Raw genomic sequence first — 21,391 nt, 5'->3', positions numbered from 1 at the left:
GATAGTGCGAATCGTGTTGCGATGGCAGCGTCAGCCAGGGGCCAGTCCCTTCATGCCGGGGCGCGTGGGTGCAGGCGCGGCAGGCACGGGCGGCTTCGTCGGCAAGGGGGAGGCCGGTGTGGCAGGCGGCGCGGGCAGCGGTGTGGCGCCGGGCGGGAGATTGTCGTCCACCTGCTCGTTCTGGCGGCCGCCACCATGGGCATTGAAGAAGTTGATGACGGTGCGCGAGGCATCCAGGTTCTGTGACGACTTGCCGCCATTGACGATGGGCACCACGCCGCCTGGCCAGGCATGGCCACCGCCCTTGACCTCATAGAGCACCACGGCCTGCGGGTCACTCTTGCTGGCGTAGGTGTACTGGCGAATGGTGGTGCCATCGTTGGCGGTATCGGGGATGTCGGTCACCGTCGGGCGCGCATTGGCGCCGTCGGCCTTGACGAAAGCTTCGATGCTGCGCGCCACCGACAGACGCGGCAACTGCGAGACTTCCTGCTTGCCGATGCCACCCAGGAAAGGAATGAAGGGATCATCGCTGCCATGGATGTGCAGCAGCGGCATGGCCGCCTTCACCGACTCGGGCGGCACATCCAGCACGGCGCTGACCACGGCGACCGCCTTGAACAGTTCAGGTGCTTCAGCGGCCATGCGATAGGCCATCATGCCGCCATTGGAGACGCCCACCAGGTAGATGCGTTGCGGATCGGCCAGGCCATCCTTGACCAGCTTGTCGATCAGCGCGCGCAGGAAGGCCACGTCATCGACCTTGTGCATCTGCGCGTAACCGCAGCAGCCGCCGGAATTCCAGGTGCGGGCATCGATGGCCAGGCCGGTGCCGTTGGGGTAGACGATCATGTAGCCAGCCGCTTCGGCAATCTCGGTCAGCCCGGTGGCGCGCGCCATCAAGGAGCCACTGGAGCCGCTGGCATGGAGCGCGACGATCAGCGGCTGTGCTTCACCGACGGCATTGCGTTCGGAAAAATAGGCGCGCGAGAGATTGCCCACGCGGATCGTCTTCAGCGACAGGTCAACCGCCTGCGCCGGCAGGCTGGCCAGCAGTGGCAGCGCGCACAGCGCAGCCAGCAGGCCACGGCGCACGAGGCGGGCGCGATCAGGAGGGCAAGACGGAAATCGGTTCGTCATGGCAGGCAGGATGCGTTCGCAGTGATGGGCGCCATGTTAACGCGCGGGACCGGACGGTGCAAAACGATTTACACCTTGCGCCGCCCGGTGCCCGGCTGGCAGAGGCCGTCGATCAGCCGCGCGCCGGAATGTTCAGTCCGCGCACCACGGCCGGACGCGCCACGAAGGCTTCCAGCGCACGGGCGACGTTGGGGAAGTCCTGGAACCCCACCAGTTCGGCGGCTTCATAAAAGCCGATCAGGTTGCGGATCCACGGGAAGGTAGCAATATCGGCGATGGAATACGCGTCGCCGCCCAGCCATTGGCTCTGGGCCAGGCGCTTGTCCATCACGCCCAGGAGGCGCCTGGATTCGTTGACGTAGCGGTCGCGCGGACGCTTGTCTTCATACTCCTTGCCGGCAAAGCGGTGGAAGAAGCCCAGCTGCCCGAACATCGGACCCACGCCGCCCATCTGGAACATCACCCACTGGATCACCTGGTAGCGTGCAGCGGGATCGGCCGGCAGGAACTGGCCGGTCTTCTCGGCCAGGTAGAGCAGGATGGCGCCCGATTCGAACAGCGGCAGCGGTGCGCCGTTGGGGCCGTTGGGATCGATGATGGCGGGGATCTTGTTGTTCGGGTTCAGCGACAGGAATTCCGGCGACATCTGGTCATTGGTCTCGAAGCTCACCAGGTGGGCTTCGTAGGGCAGGCCGGTTTCTTCCAGCATGATCGAGACCTTCACGCCATTGGGCGTGGGCAGCGAATACAGCTGGATGCGGTCGGGATGTTGGGCCGGCCATTTTTGATGGATGGCGAAGGCGGACAAAGCGTGACTCATGAGATCGGACTCCTAGGCAGCGGATATGAGGAGGTCGCGGTCCTGGGCGAATTTTTCGAAGGCCTCGACCGTTACCGGCCGGCAGAAGTAGTAGCCCTGGTAGGCATGGCAGCCGGCATCGGCCAGGAAGGAGCGCTGGGCATCGGTTTCCACGCCCTCGGCGATCACCCCCAGCCCCAGGCTCTGGGCCAGGTTGACGATGGTCTTGGCTATCGAGGCGTCGTTGGGATCGATCAGGACATCGCGCACGAAAGACTGGTCGATTTTAAGCTGATTCAGCGGCAGCCGCTTGAGGTAGGACAACGAGGAATAGCCGGTGCCGAAATCGTCCAGCGAAAACTCCACGCCATAGGCCTTCAAGGCAAACATCTTCTGGATGATGTCTTCGACGTTGTCCACCAGCAGGCTTTCGGTCAGTTCCAGCTTCAGGCGGCGCGGGTTGGCGCCGGTGCGTTCGATGATGTCCAGCACGGTCTGCACGAAATCCGCCTCGCGCAACTGCGGCGCGCTGACGTTGACGGCAATGCTGAGCTCAGCCATGCGCGGTTGCTTGGCCCACGCGGCCAGTTGTTTGCAGGCGGTCTGCAGTACCCAGTTGCCCAGCGAGAGGATCAGCCCGGTTTCTTCGGCCAGGGGGATGAAGTCGCCTGGCGGCACCATGCCCCGCTGCGGGTGCTGCCAGCGCACCAGCACTTCGGCGCCGGTCACGCGGCCGCCTTCGACCACCTGCGGCTGGTAGTGCAGCAGCAGCTGGTTGCCGTCGATGGCCTTGCGCAGTCCGGCTTCCAGCGTGGCGCGTTCCAGCACGGCGGTTTGCATGGCCGGATCGAAGAAGCGCAGCGCATTGCGGCCGGTTTCCTTGGCCTTGTACATGGCCAGGTCGGCCTGTTTCATGAGTTCATCCACCGAGGCTGCGCGGCCCAGGAAGACGGTGGCGCCGATGCTGGCGGTGGTGCGGTATTCCACTTCGTCGAGCTGGTAAGTCTCGCCCAGGGCGGCCAGGATCTTCTCGCCGATGGCGCGGGTCTGGGTGGCGGCTTCCTGCTGGGTGTCGTTGAGGCCTTCGAGTACGACCACGAATTCGTCACCGCCCACGCGCGCCACCGTATCGTTTTCACGCACGTTGGCCAGCAGGCGCTGGGCCACCTGCTTCAGGAGCGTATCGCCCTTTTCATGGCCGACCGTATCGTTCAAGGTCTTGAAGTGGTCCAGGTCGATGAACAGCAGGGCGCCGCAGGTGCGCGTGCGCAGCGACAGCGCGATGGCCTGCTTGAGCCGGTCCAGCAGCAGGGTACGGTTGGGCAGGCGGGTCAGGGCATCGAAGAAGGCCAGTTCGCGGATGCGCTCCTCGGCCAGCTTGCGGTCGCTGATGTCGTGATGCGTGCTCACGTAATGGGTGACCTGGTTGTCCTTGTTCCTTACCGCCGAGATGGTCAGCCACTCGGGATAGACTTCGCCGTTCTTGCGACGGTCCCAGATTTCACCTTGCCATTTGCCGAAGCGGCGGATGCTCTCGCGCATCTCCTGGAAGAAGGCCGGACCATGGCGATCCGAGCGCAGCAGCTTGGGATGCTTGCCGACGATTTCCTCGGCGGTATACCCGGTGATCTCGGTGAAGGCCTTGTTCACGCGCAGGATCTTGCTGTTGGCGTCGGTGATGAGCATGCCCTCGCGCGAATCGAAGGCCACCGCCGAAATGCGCAGTTCGGCTTCGATCTGCTTGCGCTCGGTGATGTCGCGCGCGCTGGTGCGAAAACCGGTGAAGCTGCCCTGGGCGTCGGCAATCGGCGCCGACGACAGCGAGAGCCAGAACACCGTACCATCCTTGCGTACGCAGCGGAACTCGACGTCTTCGCGCTTTTGTCCATCCATGCAGCGTGCCAGTTCGGCGCGGATGCGGCGCTCGTCGTCCGGATGGACGATGGTGCCGATGAAGTCCGGCATCGACAGGCATTGCTCCACCGTATAGCCGGTGTAGTCGCGCACTGCATGATTGATCCAGCGCGGACGGCCATCCAGGCCCCACCAGACTTCCCAGTTGACGGTGCAATCGGCGATGGCGCGGAACTGTTCTTCGCTGGCGCGCAGTTCGGCGGTCATCTTCTCGGCCAGGCGCACGGCACGCTTGCGGCTGGACATCATCAGCCAGGCCAGCAATGCCAGGGTGATGCTGGCGCCGATGCCGGTGGCGGCGATGAGGTGCTCGGCATTGCGCCCGAACTGGGCGGTGAAGGCGTCGGTGGTGCTGATGGACAGGGTCCAGTTGTGGTTGGCCACCACCAGGTATTCGTCGGCCTGCAGCCGCGGCCGATGCATGGGGCCGCTGGCCAGGGGCGAGCGATAGAGCAGGGCTTCCGGTTGCTGGGTCACGCCGTCGTAGAGCGTGAAGGCGATGGTGCGGCTGCTCTCGCCATAGAGGCTGGCGATCACGTCGCTCATGCGGAAGACCGCATGCACCCAGCCAATCAGGCTGGCGCGTCGTTCGGTGATGGTGGACTGCGGCTTGCCGCGCTCGTAGAGCGGCAGGTACATCATGAAGGCCGGCGCTGCCGGACCTTCGCCGGCCAGTTCGATCTTGCCGGAAACGGTCGCCATGCCCGAGTCGCGCGCCTTCTCCATGGCCGCGCGGCGCACCGGATCAGACCACTGGTCATTGCCGAAGGGAAGACGGTTGCGCCCCACATAGGGTTCGCGCAGGATGGTCGGCGCATAGGCCATGCGCGCGCCGGGAGGACGGATCTTGTAGTCGGCCAGGCCCTGGCGCGTCATACGGGCCAGGTGCGCATCCAGCTGCGATGCCGGCACCCACTCCTCGATGCTGATGGCCTGGATGCCCGAGAAATTGGCGTCCAGGTTGAGCGCCTCGACATAGTCCCGGAACTGGTTGCGGTCGATGTTGCCGGTGGCCGAGACCAGTCCCTGCACGCCATGCAGCATCTGCTCGTAAGAGGCCATGCGCTGCTCGATGCGGCTGACCGTCTCGCGCAGGACTGAGGCGAACTGGGTATGGACTTCCTTGGCGGCGGCTTCGCGCTCGTGGTCCCAGGCGATCCAGGTGACGCCCAATCCTGTGGCCAGGATGATGACGGGTAGCAGGATCGGGCGGATCCAGTTCACGGCTTGCTCTGGAATTCAACCATGGCCGCCGCCAGTTCCGCATTGAAGTACTTGCGGAAGATGCGCAGCACCGTGCCGTCGGCCAGCATGCCATTGACCAGGGCACGCCATTTGTCCAGTTCGGCCGGCGAGAGCGCCTTGCGCGACATGATCAGGCCATGCGGTACCGAGGGGTCCTCGAAGCCGATGATGTTGGTGGCATCACGAATGCGTTTTTCTTCCACCACCGGGTAATCGAAGGGCTCCATGATCATGCCCTGGATGCGGTTCTGCAGCAGGGCTTCGTAGAGCGGCTCCAGGCCGCCGGCCAGGGTGACGCGGTTGGCGGCAGCGAGCTGGTCCACCATGCGGTTGGCATTGCTGCTGTAGCGGAAGCTGCGGATGACGCCCAGCTGGAAGCGTTCGTTGCGGGCGACATCGGACAGCTGGTTGATGCCGGCATCCTTGCGCACCAGCAGGTAGTACTTGTTGCTGAAGTACCAGGCGAAGGCGGCGAACTTGTCGCGGTCCGGATTGGTGATGCCCGAGAGGCTGAAGTCCAGCGCGCCCGATTCGATGAGCTGCCAGATGCGCGCCCGCGACATCAGGCTGACATTGACCTTGCAGCCGCTGCGGCGGATCAGCTCATCGGCGAAATCCTTGTCGATCCCGGTGTCCGTTGCGGCCGAGTAGAGCAGGCCGTGGTCGTGCAGCGCCAGCGTGAAGGGACGCGAACAATCCGGCCCGCCGGCGATGGCAGGGCCAGCAGCGTGGGAAAGCGGGGAAGCCAGCAGTGCAGTGAAAAGCGTGGCCGCGCTCGCACAGGCACGTACTGCGCGATTGCGAAAGAGTCGACTGAAAATACTGCCCCCCATGAATACGCCACTGTGTGGACGCCAGCCAGCGCCGCATGCGCGATCCTGCGCGGGCCCGTGGCGTGCCGTCCTTCCCTGAAATCACCATGCCAGGACCTTGTCCTGGCTTGTCGCTGTTGTTGTGTATCTGCCGCCCGTGGAGGTGGTGTGATGACCTGTTCTGCTGGCGTGCGTGCCATGGCTGCATGAACGGTCCTTCATCAGATGCCGAGCGATGTTACCCGAGCAGATTCCAATGCGCAACATAATGCGTCATTGGCTGCAGCGGCAGGCTGCATGCGGCTGCGCGGCTTGTGCATGCGGGGCTCGAAAAGCCAGGATGCGCTGCTGCCGAAGTGAATGATCATGCATAAAAAAGCCGGCATTTCCTGGGCGGAAACGCCGGTCTTGTGGTCACGCTCGTGATCAGGCCGCAGGGGCCTGGCTTGCTCAGATGGAGAAGCCGCCCGAGACCTCCACGCGCTGGGCGTTGATCCAGCCATTGTCTTCACGCAGCAGCGAGGCAATCGCAGCGCCGATGTCGTCCGGCAAGCCCACGCGGCCCAGTGCGGTCTGGCCGGCGATGAGGGCATTGAGCTCGGCATTGTCGCGCACGCGGCCACCGCCGAAATCGGTCTCGATGGCACCCGGTGCCACGGTGTTGACGGCAATGCCGCGTGCACCGAATTCCTTGGCCATGTAGCGCGTCATCACTTCCACGCCGCCCTTCATGGCGGCATAGGCGCCATAGCCCGGCAGCGTGAAACGCGCCAGCCCGCTGGAGATGTTGATGATGCGACCGCCATCGGCCAGCAGCGGCAGCAGTGCCTGGGTCAGGAAGAAGGGGCCTTTCAGATGGACTTTGTAGAGTGCATCGAAGTCGGCCTCGCTGGTCTCGGCAATGGCGCCATAGATGCCCATGCCGCCATTGTTGACCAGGTAGTTGAATTGGCTGGCCTGCCAGTGCCGGTACAGTGCATCGGACACTTGTTGTGCGAAGGCCGTAAAACTTGCGCTGTCAGCCAGGTCCAGTTGCAGGGCCGCCACCGGCACACCCAAGGCTTCGATTTCTGACACCGTGGCGTCGGCAGCAGTACGGTTGCCTACATAGGTGAAGAGGATACCCACGCCTTGGCGGGCCAGGTGCAGGGCCGCGTTCTTGCCCAGGCCGCGGCTGCCGCCGGTGATCAGGGCGATGCGGGGAGAGGTGTTGTTGGAAGAGGTTGCTGCGTTCATGTGAGGCTCCGGAAGTCGTTGAGAGAAGCGATGCAAGGGATGTTGCAAGACCACGGAGGCCAGTATATTGAGAAGGAAAAAGCGAATAAATTTCGGATTTGCTATTAGACTTTTCAATATTTCATAATAATCGGATGAGCGCATGAACCAGTTGGATACCCTCAAGATCTTCCAGCGCGTGGCCGAACTGGCCAGTTTCAGCGGTGCTGCGCGCCAGCTGGGGTTGCCCAATGCCAGCGTCTCGCTGGCCGTGCAGCAGCTGGAACAGATGCTGGGCACGCGCCTGCTCCAGCGCACCACGCGGCGCGTGCAGCTGACCGCCGATGGCGAAGCCTTCTACCGGCGCAGCCAGGATTTGCTGGATGAATTCGAGTCCCTGCGCGGCATGTTCCGCGCGGGCGGGCAGCCTTTGAGCGGCAAGCTGCGGGTCGACATGTCCAGCGCCATGGCGCGTGAAGTGGTATTGCCGGCCTTGCCGACTTTCCTGGCGCGGCATCCGCAGCTGGAGATCGAGCTGTCGGCCAGTGACCGTCGCGTCGACCTGGTGGCCGAAGGTTTCGATTGCGTGCTGCGGACCGGCACGCTGGATGATTCCTCGCTGGTGGCCCGGCCCATCGGGCATCTGGCACAGATCAACTGCGCCAGCGCCGCCTACCTGAAAAAGCACGGCACGCCGCGCACCCTGGAGGACCTGGCCCTTCACCAGCTGGTGCACTACCGCCAGGTGCTGGGTGGACGTTCACCGGGCTGGGAGTGGTTCGACGGCACCCAGACCCGCACGCTGCCCATGGCCGGCAGCGTCACGGTCAACAGCACGGAGACCTACTACGCCGCCTGCCAGGCCGGCCTGGGCCTGATCCAGCTACCGCTGGTCGGCGCGCAGAAACGCAAGATGCTCGACGGTGGCAAGCTGGTGGAAGTGTTGCCGCAATATCGTCCGGCGCCCATGCCCATCAACCTGCTCTATGCCAGCCGGCGCCATGTACCGGCACGGCTGGCCGAATTCATGGACTGGCTGCATGCGTTGATCTTTCCGCTCACGCAGGAAGGCGGCCTGACGCGTTGATCGCCCAGGCCGGCCCTTGATGGCGCCGTTCAGGCCAGCAGGGTCTGGCCGACCGGATCGATGGTGACGGTCCCCCGTCCGATCTCGATGACGCGCCCACCGACCTGGATTGCGCCATCGCTGCCGACGGCCAGGCGCAGGCGCGACGGGCGGTCGACGGCGGCGCCCTGGTCGATGGCATAGCGCGCCGGCAGGCTTGCGCCGGTGGCAATGAGCCAGCCGCCCAGGTTGGCGCAAGCCGAGCCGGTGCCCGGGTCTTCGGCCACACCGCCGCCTTGCTTGGTGAAGAAGTAGCGCGCCAGCACCTGGCCGGGGGCCTCCTCATCAAAGGCGAACACATAGGCCGTCTTGCGCCCCAGGCTGCTGGCCGGCCAGCGGTCCAGCAGGCCGCTGTCGGGCTGGACACGGCGCACCGCCTCGGGCGAGCGCAGCGCAATGAGGAACTGGTCGGCACCGGTATCGACCCACATGGGATCGGCGGCCAGGTCGCTTTCGTCCAGGCCCAGCAGGGCGGCCACCTCGCGGCGCGACAGGGGCGATGGCGCCGTGCGCGGGCCGCCGGGGCAGGGTGCGGTGAAGGTCCAGACGTCGCCCTCGGCTTGTACCGGCACTACCCCGGCCTTGAATTCCAGGCGCAGTGCATCGCCGCCGCCCAGGAGCGCGCGCACGACCTGCGCGCTGCCCAGCGTGGGATGTCCGGCAAAGGGCATCTCGTAGCCCGTGGTGAAGATGCGCACCCGCGCATCGGCCACAGTCGAAGGCAGGATGAAGGTGGTTTCCGAGAGATTGAATTGCAGGGCCAGCGCCAGCATGGTGGCCTCATCGAGGCCGCGCGCATCCTCGAAGACGCACAGGGGATTGCCGCCGAAGGTCGATTCGGCGAAGACGTTGAGCAGGCGGTAAGCGTAGGTGGCAGGCATGGAGTCTCGCAGCAAGGTCAGGGGACCTGCGCCAAAGCGCAAGCAGGAAGGCCGATTGTAGCGACGGCCTTCACTGCGAGACAGGTACAGTTCACTCGTCCACGGCAATACAGTCACGGCCCAACTGTTTGGCGCGGTACAGGCGGCGGTCGGCCTGCTCCAGGAAGGCGATGCGCTGGTCCATGGGCGAGGGCACGATGGTGGCCACGCCCAGGCTGATGGTGACGTGCTCGGAGATTTGCGACTTGGCGTGCGGGATGGCGGCTTCGTTGATGAGCGCGCGGCAGCGCTGGGCCACCTGCAGGGCGGCCTTTTCATCGCACTCGGGCAGGATCAGCACGAATTCCTCGCCGCCATAGCGGGCAAAGAAATCGCGGCTGCGGGTGGCGCTCTGGCTGAGCAGCTGGGCCACCTGCTTGAGGCATTCGTCACCCCGGATATGGCCGTAATGGTCGTTGTACTGCTTGAAGTAATCGATGTCGAGCATGATCAGCGACAACGGTGCGCGCGTATTGACCGCATTGGCCCATTCCACTTCCAGGGCCGAATCGAACATGCGGCGGTTGGCCACATTGGTCAGGCCGTCGCGATAGGACAGCGCCTCCAGCTCCTTCTGCAGCTCGGCCAGGCGCGCTTCGGTCTTCTTGCGCTCGGTGATGTCGAACATGAAGCCGATCAGCGCATTGGGGCTGCCATCGGGATTGCGCACCACGTGCACCACGTCGCGGATCCAGATGTGCTCGCCATCGCGGGTCAGGGCACGGTAGTCGGCCTCGTGATCGGCACCTGCCTTGGATTGCGAGATGCAGAAGTTGACCACGGCCTCGCGGTCTTCGGCGTGGATGCGCATGGCCCAGTCATCGGCCGTCTTCCAGCTCTCCGGGGTCCAGCCCAGCAGCTGCTCGATCTGCGGGCCGATGTAGGCGAACTGCATGGTGCTCCAGTCGATCTTCCAGGGAATCGCCTTGGTCGATTCCAGCAGGGTTTTGTAGACGGCGCTGTCGGGTTCCATCTGTTCTTGGATCGGATTGCTCATGATTCGTCGGGGCGTCGTGGTAGTGGCGGGTTGTCGTCAGGAAATGCTGCCGCAAGGCAGCACAAAAATTTTGCCGGCAAGCATAACGCGTATCGCTGTCAAAACGATGAAAAAGTGTGGCAATCCTTGCGCATGGCCCCCTGGATTTCCACGTGGCAATGAGCTGGAGCCGGAGCCCTTTGCGCTCTCCATGGCTATCGTTTTTCCTTATACCCCTATCCTCATTCGGTATTTCCGCATTGTTGGCCCCTGCGGATAGACTTCAGTCACAGCAGTTTTCGAGACGGAGATTGTTGTGTGGACCGCTACCACGGTCGATGTGTCTGGCAGTGATGTGCCGTACCCGGTGCAGTAATGGCAGACGCTATCTGAAACAAAAATTTTGGAGACAAGCAATGCAATTCCGTTCGGCAGCTGAGCCTGCCGCAGCGGCGACGCCAACCGTAGAAGGCGTTCGCGACTGCGCACAGGCTGTGACCCCAGTGAGCGCTCACTCGCCGGTCCTCGACCAGACACCCGGCACCCCCGCGACTGACGGCTTGCATACCGTCACCGCACACTTCATTGACCGGACAGGCAACCGTACCGGTACAGCTACAGACACTTCCGGACTGGCACCTGTCAGCCTGGACGACAAATACACCGCCACCGAAGGCGCCATCTATCTCTCCGGCATCCAGGCGCTGGTCCGCCTGCCGATGCTGCAGCAAATCCGCGACCGTGCGGCGGGCCTGAACACGGCCGGGTTCATTTCCGGCTATCGCGGCTCGCCCCTGGGCGGTCTGGACGAAGCCCTCTGGCACGCCCAGCCGCACCTGGCCGCGCACCGCGTGAAGTTCCAGCCCGGCGTGAACGAAGACATGGCCGCCACCGCCGTCTGGGGCACGCAGCAGGTCAAGCTGATCGGTCCTTCCGACTATGACGGCGTCTATGCCATGTGGTACGGCAAGGGGCCCGGCGTGGACCGCTGTGGCGATGTGTTGAAGCACATGAACCACGCCGGCACCTCCGCCCAGGGCGGCGTGCTGCTGGTGGCCGGGGACGACCACGGGGCGTATTCCTCGACCCTGCCGCACCAGTCGGACCATATTTTTTCGGCATCGATGATCCCGATGCTCTATCCCTGCAACGTGCAGGAATACCTGGACCTGGGCCTGCACGGCTGGGCCATGTCGCGTTATTCCGGCTGCGTGGTCGGGTTCAAGGCGCTGGCTGACACCGTCGAGTCCAGTGCCTCGGTGGATGCCGATCCCTTCCGCGTCGAGATCCGCCTGCCGACCGATTTCGTCATGCCTGCGGGCGGCCTCAACGCACGGCTTTCCACCGATACCCTGGGCGTGCAGGCGCGCAAGCAGGAAGCGCTGATGCAGGATTACAAGATCTATGCCGCGCTGGCCTACGCGCGCGCCAACAAGCTCAACCGCGTGATGATCGACAGCCCCCGGGCGCGGCTGGGCATCATCGCCTCGGGCAAGTCCTATCTGGATGTGCTGGAAGCCTTGTCCGAACTGGGCATCGACGAAGCCTTTGCGGCCGAGATCGGGCTGCGGGTCTTCAAGGTCTCCATGCCCTGGCCGCTGGAGCCGGATGGCGTGCGTGAATTCGCGCAGGGCCTCGATGAAATCCTGGTGGTGGAAGAAAAGCGCCAGATGGTCGAATACCAGTTGAAGGAGCAGCTCTACAACTGGCGCGATGATGTCCGTCCGCGCGTGATCGGCAAGTTCGACGAAAAGGGCGAATGGGTGGCCCCGCGCGGCGAATGGCTGCTGACCTCCAAGGCCGATTTCTCGGTGGCGCAGATCGCCCGCGTGATTGCCGCGCGCATCGCGCGTTTCCATACCAGTGACCTGATCAAGGCGCGCCTGGCCTTCCTCGATGCCAAGGATGCGGTGCTGACCAAGGCCGTCAATACGCCGCCGCGCCCGGCTTACTATTGCTCGGGCTGTCCGCACAATACCTCCACGCGCGTACCCGAGGGCAGCTTCGCGCTGGCCGGGATCGGCTGTCACGTCATGGCCACCGCCATCTATCCGGAATTCAACAAGCTGACCACCCACATGGGCGGCGAGGGCGCGCCCTGGATCGGGCAGGCGCCATTCTCCAAGGTGCCGCATGTGTTCGCCAACCTGGGCGATGGCACCTATTTCCATTCGGGTTACCTGGCCATTCGCGCAGCGGTGGCCGCGCGGGTCAACATGACCTACAAGATCCTGTACAACGATGCCGTGGCCATGACGGGCGGGCAGCCGGTGGATGGCACGGTGTCGGTGCCGATGATCGCGCAGCAGATGGCCGCTGAAGGCGTGCAACGCATCGCGCTGGTCTCGGAGGACATCAGCCGTTACGCCGACCGCAGTGGCCTGCCGCAGGCAGTGAGCCTGCACGACCGCAAGGACATGGATGCGGTGCAGCGCGAGCTGCGCGAGATTCCAGGCGTGAGCGTCATCATCTACGACCAGACCTGCGCCGCCGAAAAGCGCCGCCGCCGCAAGAAAGGCGAATTTCCCGACCCCAACGAACGGCTCTTCATCAATGCGGCCGTGTGCGAGGGCTGCGGCGATTGCGGCGTGCAGTCCAACTGCACCTCGATCCTGCCGCTGGAGACCGAACTGGGCCGCAAGCGCGTCATCGACCAGTCTTCCTGCAACAAGGATTATTCCTGCGTGAAGGGCTTCTGTCCCAGTTTCGTCACCGTGACTGGCGGCCAGTTGAAGAAGTCGCGTACCGGCGTCCGCAAGAAGGGCGCGCCCGATGATTTCGGTGCGCTGCCCGAACCGGCCATTCCTTCCTGCGAGACGCCCTTCAACATCCTCATCAACGGCATCGGTGGCACCGGGGTCATCACCATCGGCGCACTCATGGGCATGGCCGCGCATCTGGAAGGCAAGGGCGCGTCGGTGCTGGACATGACCGGCATGTCGCAGAAGAACGGTTCCGTGACCTCGCACGTGCGCATTGCCGCCCGGCGCGATTCCATCCGTGCGCAGCGCATCGCCACCGGCGAAGCCGACCTGGTGCTGGGGTGCGACATGCTCACGGCGGGCGCCTTCGATGCCATCTCCAAGATGCGCCCCGGCCGCACCCGGGCGGTGGTCAACCTGCACCAGCAGCCGCCCGGTCAATTCGCCAAGAATCCCGACTGGCAGTTCCCGTTCGAAGAGGTCAAGGCGCTGATCCTGGAATCGGTCGACCAGCAGGCCGACTTCATCGATGCCACACGCCTGGCCACAGCCCTGATGGGCGACGCCATCGCCACCAATCTCTTCATGCTGGGCTATGCCTGGCAGCGCGGTGAACTGCCCTTGACCGAAGCCGCGCTGCTGCGTGCGATCGAACTCAATGGCGTAGCGGTCGAGGCCAACCAGACCGCCTTCCGCTGGGGACGCCGCGCCGCCGTCGACTTGCGCCGCGTGGAGCAGATCGCGCTGCCGGCCCAGCCGGTGGTGGTGCATCTGCCGCAGTCGCTGGACCAACTGATCAAGCGCCGGGTGGCCTTGCTGACCGGGTATCAGGATGCGTCCTACGCCGCCCGGTTCGTCGAAGTGGTAGAGGCCGTGCGCGCCGCCGAAGCGCCACTGGGCAGCGACAAGCTGGCCCTGGCCGTGGCCCGCAATCTCTCGCGCCTGATGGCTTACAAGGACGAATACGAGGTGGCGCGGCTCTATACCAACGGCCAGTTCCAGAAGGACCTGGCGCAGCAGTTCGAGGGCGATTTCACCCTCAGCTTCAACCTGGCACCGCCGATCTTCGCGCGCAAGGATGGTCAGGGGCGACTGGTGAAGGCGCGCTATGGCAGCTGGATGATGACGGCCTTCAAGCTGCTGGCACGCTGCAAGGGCTTGCGCGGCGGGGTCTTCGATCTCTTCGGGCGGACCGCGGAACGGCGCATGGAGCGGGCGCTGATCGTGCAATATCGCGAGATGGTGATGGAGCTGCTGCCCGCATTGACGGCTGACAATCTGGCCGAGGCCATCGCCCTGGCGCAGTTGCCGGAACAGGTGCGCGGCTTCGGCCATGTCAAGGAGCAGGCGGTACAGGCCATGCAGGTGCGGCAGGCGCAATTGCTGGCAGCGTTTGCGCAGGCCGGCACGAAGCCAGCGCCTGGCGCAACGCCGGCTGCGGCCTGACCAGTTCTGGCCGCGCCAGGGTGAATACCCTCCAATGTCGCGCCGGTGACAACTGCCTGCCGCGAATTCCATTAAGCTAATCGCCAAAGCGGGAGGCGCCTCGCCATCCCGCATTGCCTGGCAAGAACAACGAACAGGAGACAAGCATGGATTTTGAACTCAACGAAGACCAGCTGGCCTTCCAGCAAAGTGCGCGCGATTTCGCTGCGCGCGCCATGGCCCCCTTCGCCGCCCAGTGGGACGAGGAGGCGCACTTCCCGCTGGACGTGATCGCCAAGGCTGGCGAACTGGGCTTCTGCGGCCTCTACACCCCGGAAGAGGTGGGCGGCCTGGGCCTCTCGCGCCTGGATGCCACGGTGGTGTTCGAGGAACTGGCGCGTGCCTGTACCTCCACGGCAGCCTATCTCACCATCCACAACATGGTCAGCTGGATGGTCGCCACCTGGGGCCATGCGGAACTGAAAGAAGAATGGTGCGAGCAACTGGCCGCCGGCCAGAAGATCGGCTCTTACTGCCTCACCGAACCGGGCTCGGGTTCGGATGCCGCCTCGCTCAAGACCACGGCGCGCCGGGTCGATGACTTCTACCTCATCAACGGCTCCAAGGCCTTCATCTCGGGCGCCGGCAGCACCGACCTGCTGGTGGTGATGGCACGCACCGGCGGCCCCGGTGCTCGCGGCGTCTCGGCCATCGCAGTGCCGGGTGACACCCCCGGCATCAGCTACGGCAAGAAGGAAAGCAAGATGGGCTGGAACAGCCAGCCCACCCGCACCATCAGCTTCGACAACGTCAAGGTGGCGACAGGCAACCTGCTGGGCGAGGAGGGCGAGGGTTTCGTCTTCGCCATGAAGGGGCTCGATGGCGGGCGCATCAATATCGCCACCTGCTCGGTGGGCGCGGCGCAGGCGGCGCTGGACGCGGCCCATGCCTACATGAAGGAGCGCAAGCAGTTCGGCCGTCCGATTGCCGACTTCCAGGCCCTGCAATTCAAGCTGGCCGACATGCAGACCGAACTGGTGGCCGCCCGCCAGATGGTGCGGCTGGCAGCGGCCAAGCTGGATGCCGGCTCGCCCGAGGCGACCACCTATTGCGCCATGGCCAAGCGGCTGGCCACTGACTTGGGTTTCCGGGTCTGCAATGAGGCGCTGCAATTGCACGGCGGCTACGGCTACATCCGCGAATATCCGCTGGAACGCTATTTCCGTGACGTGCGGGTGCACCAGATCCTGGAAGGCACCAACGAAATCATGCGCGTCATCATCTCGCGCAACCTGCTCGGCCGCGACACGCTGGACGACATCCGCTGAACCATCACAAGGAAACGCATGAGCACCTACACCAACCTGAAGCTGGAAAAATGCGGCCACACCGCCGTGCTGACCCTGTCCAATCCCCCGGCCAACACCTGGACCCGCGAAGCACTGGCCGATCTCACGCGCCTGGTCAAGGACCTCAATGCCGACCGTGAGATCTACACCCTGGTCGTGACCGGCGAGGGCGAGAAATTCTTCTCCGCCGGGGCTGACCTCAAGCTCTTCGCCGATGGCGACAAGGCCATGGCACGGGAGATGGCGCGCCGCTTCGGGGAAGCCTTCGAGACCTTGTCGGGCTTCCGTGGCGTGTCGATTGCCGCCATCAATGGCTACGCCATGGGCGGTGGCCTGGAGTGTGCCCTGGCCTGCGACATCCGCATCGCCGAAGAGCAAGCCCAGATGGCCTTGCCGGAAGCCGCCGTGGGCTTGCTGCCCTGCGCGGGCGGCACGCAGAACCTGCCCTGGCTGGTCGGTGAAGGCTGGGCCAAGCGCATGATCCTGTGCGGGGAACGTGTCAATGCCGAGACCGCCCTGCGCATCGGCCTGGTGGAAGAGGTGGTGCCCAAGGGCCAGGCGCGCGAACGTGCGCTGGCGCTGGCCTTGCAGGCCGAGAAGCAGAGCCCGTCGTCTGTTGCGGCCAGCAAGCAGCTGATCCAGGGGGCGCGTCACAATCCGCTGGGCACCATCCTGCAGACCGAACGCGAACTCTTTGTCGATCTCTTCGATACCCAGGACCAGAAGGAGGGCGTCAATGCCTTCCTCGAAAAGCGCGCACCGAGCTGGAAAAACGCCTGAACGTTTCGGCACATGGCCTGACGTTTTCTGCACCATGACCTGTTTTTGACGCGGCAAATGCGGCGTTGAAGCGGGCGTGGTGCGATGGCCTTGGGCTAGACTGGCAGCCTTGATCCACGTGATCCACGTGATTCATTTGATCCATCCGATCCCGTCGAGGCGTTCCATGTCATCACGTATTGCCGCGTTTCTGTTCTCCCTGCTGGCGCTGTCATGCCTGCCCGTGGCGGCAGGTGCTTCCGAACTGTCGGACAAACTGTCCCAGCCCGATCATGTCCTGATCATGCGCCACGCGCGTGCGCCGGGCATCGGGGACCCCGCAGGTTTCACGCTCAATGACTGTGCCACCCAGCGCAACCTGAATGAAGAGGGGCGTGAACAGGCGCGCAAGATCGGCAACTGGCTGCGCCAGCAAGGCGTAAGTCGTGCCATCGTCGCCAGCAGCCCGTGGTGCCGTACCAAAGAGACCGCCACCTTGCTGGGTTTCGGCGCACCCGAGGTGCAGGATGGCCTGGCCTCCTTCTTCAACGACGCGGCCCAGGGCGAGACCGCCAACCAGCGGCTGGAACAGTACCTGCGCAAGGCCTTGCCGGGCAAGGGCAGCCGGGCGCTGATCCTGGTCACGCATGACGTGAACATCGGGCGCTGGACCGGTGAGAGCGTGGCCTCGGGAGAAATGGTGCTGGTGCAGGTCGATGCCAGCGGCAAGCCCCTATCGCACAAGGTCTACGCGCGGCCCGACTGATCCGCCGGACTGCGCGAGGCACAAGGGACGCCGCAGCGCTGCATGCCCTGCGGCGTTTTGTGTTAACGTGACCGGCTTCGTCGTCACGTCCGCCTGCGCCCATGCCCATCGTCTACCGTACCGACCTTCAACTGACCGCCGATCAGTTCATCGACATTCTTTCCCGTACTTCGCTGGGCCCGCGCCGTCCGCTCGACGACCGGGAATGCATGGAAGCCATGGTCACCCATGCCAGCCTGACCGCGACCGCCTGGGATGGCGAATTGCTGGTCGGTGTGGCGCGCTGCGTCACCGATTTCGTCTATGCCTGCTACATGTCGGAGCTGGCCGTCGATGAACAGTACCAGCGCCGTGGCATCGGCAAGGAACTCATCCGCGCCGCCCGCAGCCGCCTCGGTCCGCGCTGCCGCCTGCGTTTGCTGGCTGCACCCGATGCCACCGACTACTACAGTCATATCGGTTTCGCCCACAGCCCCCGCTGCTGGGAGCTGACGCCCGGAAATGAACTGAAATAACGTTATAAATCATTTATAAAGAATTGCCATGATCGAGATTCAAGCCTATCGCCCGGAACACGCACAGGGCGTGGTCGACGTCATCCTGCCCATCCAGCAGGAAGAGTTCGGTATTCCCATCACGCTGGAGGGTCAGCCTGACCTGAAGGATATTGCCGGTTTCTACCAGAAGGGCCACGGCAATTTCTGGGTGGCGCTCGATGGCGGCAAGGTGGTCGGTACCGTTTCCCTGCTCGATATCGGCAACGCCCAGGTCGCGCTGCGCAAGATGTTCGTGGCGGCCAGCCATCGCGGCAAGGAGCATGGCACTGCCGCGCGGCTGCTGGAAGGCGCCATCGCCTGGGCGCGCGCGCAGGGCGTGCGGCAGATTTTCCTGGGCACTACCGACAAGTTCCTGGCGGCGCATCGCTTCTACGAGAAAAACGGTTTCCGGCTCATCGAGAAGAGCACGCTGCCGCCTGCCTTCCCGGTGATGGTGGTCGATTCCCGCTTCTACGCACTGGATTGCTGAAGCGCTTGCAGCGTCACAGCCGGCGCTGGCTGTCGACCCCGAAGTAGAACCATTCATTGCCCGGCAAGGCGCGCGGATTGGGGAAGACGATGTAGCCGTCGCCCGGCGCCAGCACCGCCTGGCCGTCATGCCGGTGGCCGATCACTTCACCCTGCTGCACGCGGTCGAAGCTGGACCATTCACGGGTGAAGCGGTCCTCGGCATGTTCCATGTCGATCACGTCGACCAGGCGGATCAGCTGGATATCGGCCGCCGGCGGCTGCAGGGGTGCATCGATCATGCCGTGCAGCGCCAGCGTCTGAAGGATGGCGCGATAGGCGACTTCCGGCGCTTGCGGATCATCATGCTGGCCGCATTCCAGGGTCACGCCGTATAAACCCTTGCTGCGTGCGTATTCGGTGGTGCCCACGCCATACTGGCGGTCCAGCAGGTCGGGCGAGACCGCATGGCCTTGCTGGCGGCGGCGCTCCACTCCGCGCACATAGGCCCCCATCCATCCTTCCACCACGCGCTGGCAGCCCAGGTGCGCCACCATGCGCGCTTCGGCGGCCGCATGGGCAAAGGGTTCGACCTCGCCGCCATTGTCTTCCGGTCCTAGCATCGCAAAGGGCATGCCGCCGGTATGGAAGGAATGCAGGTCCAGCAGGATCTCGTGCTCATCGATCCACGGACAGAGCACGTTGCAGAGCTGGTCCTCAAAGTTGGCGGGGGCCGGGTGCGGGCGCAGGTTGCGGTTCAGGTTGCGGTCGCCCTGGCGCTGCTGCCGTTGATAGGCCAGCGGATTGGTCACCGGCACCAGCGTCAGCAGGCCGCGCTGCAGGCGCAGTTGCCCGCTGTCGAGTTCTTGCTGCAGGCGGGCGATGGCCTGGGTGCCGCAGGTTTCATTGCCGTGCACGGCACCGAGGACCAGCAGTCGCGGGCCGGGAGCGAAGGCCGCATATTGCAGCCTGCGCAGGGAAGAGGGAAGGGAAGCGGACGTCATCATCGGCACACACAGGAAGCGGAAAGGGCAACGATACCCCGGTTCGGGCGGCGCTGCCAGTCGCAGCGGCCCGGCATCAGCGCAGCAGCTCCTGCCAGCCAGGCGTTGCGGCGGTCGCCACGGCGTCGTGCGCGTGCAGGCTTTCGAAGTGCGACACGCGCACCGAGCAGGCGGCAAAGCGCGCTTCCAGCGCTTGTTGCAGCCGGCGTGCAGCATCCTCCACGTACATCAGGTTGGCGCCATTGACCAGCGCAAAGGCCTGTTCATCCGCGCGCCGCACGGCCGTCTGCACGGCCGTTCCCAGTGCGGCTTCGGCGCGATCGATCAATTCCACCAGCGGGAACTGCGCAGCATCGCCGCTGACCGCAATGCTCAGCACGGCTTGACTGCGCTGGCTGTGCGGCGTGGCCACACTCGCATGGCGCGCCAGCCAGCCCAGCGCGGCATCGCGGTCGATGGCCTCGTGCTGCGCGAAGTCAGTGGCAAAGGCATCCTGCAAGGCCTGTCGCGATAGCGCTGCCGAGCAGGGGCAAGTGGAAGAATAGGCCACGCTCACCGTCAGGCGGAGATCGAGCGTGTCATCGCGCAGTTGCGCTGAGAGGCTGACCGGATAGCTCTTCCAGCCCGTCAGCGCCGGCGTGACCAGCGCAGCCCGCTGCTGCAGCAAGGCGAAGTCCAGCCGCAGCAAGGCGGCGCGTGACTGGCAATCAGCGTGGCTCTCGCGCATCTGGCGCAGCAGTTCATGTACGGCGGCAGGACTGAGGCGCGATCGACCCGCGAAGGTGTCCAGCAGCAGGTACAGCCGCGACATGTGGATGCCCTTGGCTTGCGGGTCGGGCAGGTCGACCGCCACTTCGGCGCTGGCAGGCAGTGTCGTGCCGTCGGGCAGCCGCAGCGGCAGGGCGATGCCGCACTTGCCCACCCATTGCAGGCGCAGGGCGATGCTGGCAGGTTCGTCGCGGGCGACGTCGGGCAGGGGGCTGCGTTTGTCGGTGACGCTCATGCCGTTTACTCCCAGCCGGGGAAAGGATCGGCCATGCGCGCCCAGCCCATCGGGCCTTGCGCCATCTCGGCATCGGTCAGCAGGCAGGCTTCGAGTTTGGCCGTCAATGCCGCCTGGTCCATCTCCATGCCGATCATCACCAGTTCCTGGCGCGCATCGCCGACGTTGTCATCCCATTGTTCGAGGATGAAGTCGATGGACTCCTGGTCCTGCGGCCACTTCTCGCGCGGCACGGCGGCCCACCACTTGCCGGCCAGCCCGTGGCGGCAGACGGCACCGGCCTGCGACCACGAACCCGCATGGGCCGGACGTGTGGCGAGCCAGAAGAATCCCTTGGAGCGCACCACGCCCGGCCATTCGCTGTTGACCAGAGCGTGGAAGCGCTGCGGATGCATGGGCCGGCGCGCACGCCAGGCGAAGCTGGTGATGCCGTACTGTTCGCTTTCCGGGACGTGCTCGCCGCGCAGTTCCTGCAGCCAGCCGGGGGCCTGGCTGGCTTGGTCGAAATCGAACAGGCCGGTGTTCAAGACCTGGTCCAGCGCGACCTTGCCGAATTGCGCGGTGACGATGCGTGCGCGCGGGTTGAGCTTGTGCAGGATGGCGTGCAGCCGCTCCAACTCAGGCGGTGAGACCAGGTCCAGCTTGTTGAGCACGATCACGTCGCAGAATTCGATCTGCTCGATGAGCAGGTCGACCACGGTGCGGCCGTCTTCCTCGCCCATGGATTCGCCACGCTCCTGCAGGCTGTCCTGGGAACTGTAGTCCTTGAGGAAATTGAAGGCGTCCACCACCGTGACCATGGTATCGAGCCGCGCCACATCAGCCAGGCTGGCGCCCTCCTCATCGGTGAAGGTAAACGTCTCGGCCACGGGCAGCGGTTCGGAGATGCCGGTCGATTCGATCACCAGCTGGTCGAAACGGCGCTCGCGTGCCAGCTTGCGTACTTCCAGCAGCAGGTCTTCGCGCAGGGTGCAGCAGATGCAGCCATTGCTCATCTCCACCAGCTTTTCTTCCGTGCGCGAGAGGTCGGCGCCGCCATCGCGCACCAGCGCAGCATCGATGTTGACTTCCGACATGTCATTGACGATCACCGCCACCCGCCGCCCTTCACGGTTGTGCAGGATGTGGTTGAGCAAGGTGGTCTTGCCGGCACCGAGGAAACCGGAGAGGACCGTCACGGGAAGCCGGCGGTCGCCGGGCTGGCGTTGGGGGGAGGTCATGGAAATTGTGAA

At 64.6% G+C, this 21,391-nt stretch carries 17 protein-coding genes; 7 read left to right on the top strand and 10 right to left on the bottom strand.

Going from position 1 to position 21,391, the window contains the following annotated elements; translation table 11 throughout:
• Positions 1 to 30: 30 nt before the first annotated feature.
• The 5 genes from FYB76_RS08735 to FYB76_RS08715 form a co-directional block, all read right to left on the bottom strand.
• Positions 31 to 1,140, bottom strand: a complete 1,110-nt coding sequence (locus tag FYB76_RS08735) for a PHB depolymerase family esterase (protein ID WP_229296924.1) — start codon at positions 1,138 to 1,140, stop codon at positions 31 to 33.
• Positions 1,141 to 1,252: 112 nt separating this feature from the next.
• On the bottom strand, positions 1,253 to 1,960 hold the full coding sequence (locus FYB76_RS08730; protein ID WP_154133383.1) for a glutathione S-transferase N-terminal domain-containing protein: 708 nt from the start codon (positions 1,958 to 1,960) through the stop codon (positions 1,253 to 1,255).
• A gap of 12 nt (positions 1,961 to 1,972) precedes the next feature.
• Entirely contained in the window at positions 1,973 to 5,077 is a 3,105-nt protein-coding gene (locus FYB76_RS08725; RefSeq protein WP_370516328.1) for an EAL domain-containing protein, read from the bottom strand.
• On the bottom strand, positions 5,074 to 5,931 hold the full coding sequence (locus tag FYB76_RS08720; protein ID WP_088754339.1) for an ABC transporter substrate-binding protein: 858 nt from the start codon (positions 5,929 to 5,931) through the stop codon (positions 5,074 to 5,076). Before FYB76_RS08720 ends, FYB76_RS08725 begins: the two co-directional genes overlap by 4 nt.
• 429 nt (positions 5,932 to 6,360) lie before the next feature.
• Positions 6,361 to 7,146 carry an SDR family NAD(P)-dependent oxidoreductase gene (locus tag FYB76_RS08715; RefSeq protein ID WP_088754340.1) on the bottom strand — a complete coding sequence of 262 codons (786 nt, stop codon included), beginning with the start codon at positions 7,144 to 7,146 and terminating at the stop codon, positions 6,361 to 6,363.
• A 142-nt stretch (positions 7,147 to 7,288) separates the two neighbouring features.
• On the opposite strand from FYB76_RS08715, the gene FYB76_RS08710 reads away from it, so the two are divergent.
• Complete coding sequence (locus tag FYB76_RS08710; protein ID WP_154133382.1) at positions 7,289 to 8,212, top strand: LysR family transcriptional regulator; 924 nt, start codon at positions 7,289 to 7,291, stop codon at positions 8,210 to 8,212.
• 29 nt (positions 8,213 to 8,241) lie between these two features.
• Here the strand turns inward: FYB76_RS08710 and FYB76_RS08705 are convergent, their stop codons facing one another.
• Both FYB76_RS08705 and FYB76_RS08700 read right to left on the bottom strand, forming a co-directional pair.
• Positions 8,242 to 9,132, bottom strand: coding sequence for a PhzF family phenazine biosynthesis protein (locus FYB76_RS08705; RefSeq protein WP_088754342.1), 891 nt, complete (start codon positions 9,130 to 9,132; stop codon positions 8,242 to 8,244).
• Positions 9,133 to 9,223: 91 nt separating this feature from the next.
• Complete coding sequence (locus tag FYB76_RS08700) at positions 9,224 to 10,144, bottom strand: sensor domain-containing diguanylate cyclase (RefSeq protein ID WP_088754537.1); 921 nt, start codon at positions 10,142 to 10,144, stop codon at positions 9,224 to 9,226.
• A gap of 563 nt (positions 10,145 to 10,707) precedes the next feature.
• On the opposite strand from FYB76_RS08700, the gene FYB76_RS08695 reads away from it, so the two are divergent.
• From FYB76_RS08695 to FYB76_RS08670, 6 genes are all read left to right on the top strand, one after another.
• Positions 10,708 to 14,295, top strand: coding sequence for an indolepyruvate ferredoxin oxidoreductase family protein (locus tag FYB76_RS08695; protein WP_154133411.1), 3,588 nt, complete (start codon positions 10,708 to 10,710; stop codon positions 14,293 to 14,295).
• 146 nt (positions 14,296 to 14,441) lie between these two features.
• A complete protein-coding gene (locus FYB76_RS08690; RefSeq protein WP_154133381.1) occupies positions 14,442 to 15,602 on the top strand; it encodes an acyl-CoA dehydrogenase family protein in 1,161 nt (386 codons plus the stop codon).
• An 18-nt stretch (positions 15,603 to 15,620) separates the two neighbouring features.
• A complete protein-coding gene (locus FYB76_RS08685) occupies positions 15,621 to 16,403 on the top strand; it encodes an enoyl-CoA hydratase (protein WP_039787174.1) in 783 nt (260 codons plus the stop codon).
• 166 nt (positions 16,404 to 16,569) lie between these two features.
• A complete protein-coding gene (locus FYB76_RS08680) occupies positions 16,570 to 17,148 on the top strand; it encodes a histidine phosphatase family protein (RefSeq protein WP_154133380.1) in 579 nt (192 codons plus the stop codon).
• Positions 17,149 to 17,249: 101 nt separating this feature from the next.
• Complete coding sequence (locus FYB76_RS08675; RefSeq protein ID WP_154133379.1) at positions 17,250 to 17,663, top strand: GNAT family N-acetyltransferase; 414 nt, start codon at positions 17,250 to 17,252, stop codon at positions 17,661 to 17,663.
• 28 nt (positions 17,664 to 17,691) lie between these two features.
• Positions 17,692 to 18,174: a GNAT family N-acetyltransferase gene (locus FYB76_RS08670; RefSeq protein WP_154133378.1), complete on the top strand. Its 483-nt coding sequence runs from the start codon at positions 17,692 to 17,694 to the stop codon at positions 18,172 to 18,174.
• Between the two features lie 13 nt (positions 18,175 to 18,187).
• On the opposite strand, the gene FYB76_RS08665 is transcribed toward FYB76_RS08670, so the two are convergent.
• The 3 genes from FYB76_RS08665 to zigA form a co-directional block, all read right to left on the bottom strand.
• On the bottom strand, positions 18,188 to 19,156 hold the full coding sequence (locus tag FYB76_RS08665; RefSeq protein WP_154133410.1) for a succinylglutamate desuccinylase/aspartoacylase family protein: 969 nt from the start codon (positions 19,154 to 19,156) through the stop codon (positions 18,188 to 18,190).
• A 76-nt stretch (positions 19,157 to 19,232) separates the two neighbouring features.
• Positions 19,233 to 20,159 (bottom strand): GTP cyclohydrolase FolE2, encoded by a 927-nt coding sequence (gene folE2 / locus FYB76_RS08660; protein ID WP_154133377.1) that lies wholly within the window; start codon positions 20,157 to 20,159, stop codon positions 19,233 to 19,235.
• A gap of 5 nt (positions 20,160 to 20,164) precedes the next feature.
• Positions 20,165 to 21,379, bottom strand: coding sequence for a zinc metallochaperone GTPase ZigA (gene zigA, locus FYB76_RS08655; RefSeq protein ID WP_154133376.1), 1,215 nt, complete (start codon positions 21,377 to 21,379; stop codon positions 20,165 to 20,167).
• Positions 21,380 to 21,391 lie beyond the last annotated feature (12 nt).

The organism is Herbaspirillum sp. CAH-3 (assembly GCF_009668275.1).
Classification (GTDB): Bacteria; Pseudomonadota; Gammaproteobacteria; order Burkholderiales; family Burkholderiaceae_D; genus Herbaspirillum; species Herbaspirillum aquaticum.
This window is presented reverse-complemented; position numbering and strand designations above follow the sequence as displayed.